Genomic DNA, 2210 nt, shown 5'->3' with positions numbered 1-2210 from the left:
AGCACGCCCAGCAGCGGCCAGCGGATCACGATGCTCACGATCCAGGCGAGCGCGCTGGCCACGTTCGACAGCACCTGGACGAGGAAGAAGTCGGCGGCCCGCCCGGTACGCAACGCGATCAGCGCCGCCACGCAGACCGCGAGCAGCCCGATCAGCACCGAGCGCGGCCGGTCCCCCCGGCGCAGCCGCCAGCCCGCCAGGACCGTGCCGGTCAGCACGGCGGCGGCCACCCCACCGACCAGCGACTGCCCGGTGGCCAGCCAACCGACCGCGAACGCCACCGGCGGCAGCGTGGCATCCACCGCCCCGCGCCGCCCGCCGAGCAGATCGGCGAGGGACTCCGGCCGGTCGACCGGCGGCGACGGGACGGGGCGGGACGGCCCATCGGGCCCGGATGTGGCGGTCACCGGCAACCTCCTGTACGTCCGTCCCAACCTAGCCGCAGGGTGCCGGCGGGCCACCGGGGGACGCTCCCACGCGGGCCGCTACGGTGTGCGGGTGCGCGCGACGGCGAGGGGTTGGACGGCGGTCTGGTTGGTCGTACTGGCCCTGGCCCAGACAGCCGCCTTCGTCGTGGTGTGGCGCGCAGCCCTGCACACCGAGCTCGGCCAGTGGCTCGACACGGTCGCCCTCACCGGCAACCGGATCGGCCAGGACCGCATCGCCGAGCCGGTGAACCACATCCTCAACACGATGTCGGCGCTGTCGCTGCTGGTGGCGACGTCGGTGATCGGCTTCATCGCGCTCATCCGGCGGCGGGTCGCGCTGGCCATCACAGCCACCCTGCTCATCGCCGGGGCGAACGTGACCACCCAGCTGCTCAAGCACTCCCTGGTCCGGCCGGACTTCGGCATCGACCCCGAACGGGCCGCCGTCGGCAACAGCCTGCCCAGCGGGCACACCACCGTGGCGGCGTCCGTCGCCCTGGCGCTGATCCTGGTCCTCCCGCGCACGGTCCGGGTGCTCGGCGCGTTCGTCGGCACCGGATACGCGGCCCTGGCCGGCGTGGCAACCCTTTCCGCCGGCTGGCACCGGCCCAGCGACGCCGTGGCGGCGTTCCTCGTCGTCGGGGTCTGGGCGGCGCTGGCCGGGTTGCTGCTTCTGGTCACCCAACGGGAGCAGGCCCAGGTGGAGCCCGCCGACGCGCACCGCGTCGCCGCCATCGTGCTCGGCCTGGGCGGCACGATCGCCGTGGTGGCCTCGGCGCTGGCCCTGTCCTGGCTGGTCGACCTGCCCCAGCTCGACCCCGACGAGATGGGCCGGCGCTCGCTCTTCGTCGGCTACGTTGGCAGCGCCGCCGGCACCGCCGGGACGATGGCCGTGGTGGCGGCGCTGGTGCTCGCCGTCGTGCACCGCCTGGTGCCCCGCGTCAAGGGCTGACCGGCGTACGCGGCCGCCGCCCGGAGCCGACCACGGGAGGGGATCATGCGCATTGCCCACGACTACTCGGTGCGGGCGGCGTTCCGCGACGAGTGCGCGGCGCTGGGTGTCGTCCTGCGCGGGCTCACCCCCGCCGACCTGAGCCGGCCCACCGACTGCCCGCCCTGGGCGGTACGGGACCTGATCGCCCACGTCCGCACCGGCGCCGGCCGCCTCACCGGCATGCTCGCCGCCCCGGCCCCGCCCCGCGCCGAGGTGGACGCCGCCGGGTACTTCGGCGCGGCGAAGTTCACCCCGCAGGTCGACCGGGCCCGGGTCGACAGCGCCCGCCGTCAGGCCGGCGAGGCGACCGACCCGGCCGAGGTCGCCGCCGGGTTCGACCGGGCCTGGCGCGCGGCCGACGCCGCGGTGGCCCACCAGCCGCTCGATCGGGTAGTCCGCACCCGGCACGGCGACCCCATGGCCCTGACCGAGTTCCTGGTCACCCGGGTCGTGGAGGTCGGGGTGCACGGCCTGGACCTGGCCGCCGCACTGGGCCGCGAGCCGTGGCTGACCCCGACCGCGGCCGAGGTCGTCACGGCGCTGCTGACCGGCGGCCGGGCCGTGCCACCGGAGCTGGGCTGGGACCGGTTGGCGGTGGTCCGCAAGGCCACCGGCCGGGCATCGCTGACCGACTGGGAGCGGGCCGTGATCGGGGCGGCCGGGGTGCGCCTGCTCGCCTTCGGCGGCTGACCCGGGTTCGGGGGAGCCGCCCGCCCGCCGCCGGACGTCCGTCGCCGGCCGCCGGCTCGGCCCGGAGACGTACGGGCAGGCGGTGCGTGGGCGGGGAC

The 2210-nt window shown here is 76.4% G+C and carries 3 protein-coding genes; 2 read left to right on the top strand and 1 reads right to left on the bottom strand.

All coding sequences use genetic code 11. The annotated features are described in order from the left end of the window. The coding region (locus E1258_RS32105; RefSeq protein ID WP_132407670.1) for a DUF3159 domain-containing protein at positions 1–407 on the bottom strand (407 nt) is incomplete at its 3' end. An 85-nt stretch (positions 408–492) separates the two neighbouring features. Here E1258_RS32105 and E1258_RS32100 point away from each other — a divergent pair. Beyond that, positions 493–1380: a phosphatase PAP2 family protein gene (locus E1258_RS32100; protein ID WP_132407668.1), complete on the top strand. Its 888-nt coding sequence runs from the start codon at positions 493–495 to the stop codon at positions 1378–1380. Positions 1381–1425: 45 nt separating this feature from the next. Further along, on the top strand, positions 1426–2112 hold the full coding sequence (locus tag E1258_RS32095; RefSeq protein WP_132407666.1) for a maleylpyruvate isomerase N-terminal domain-containing protein: 687 nt from the start codon (positions 1426–1428) through the stop codon (positions 2110–2112). Positions 2113–2210: the final 98 nt, after the last annotated feature.

It is taken from the genome of Micromonospora sp. KC207 (assembly GCF_004348615.1).
Taxonomy (GTDB): domain Bacteria; phylum Actinomycetota; class Actinomycetes; order Mycobacteriales; family Micromonosporaceae; genus Micromonospora.
The sequence above is the reverse complement of the archived record's forward strand: the minus strand, read 5'-3'. Positions and strand labels throughout refer to the sequence as shown.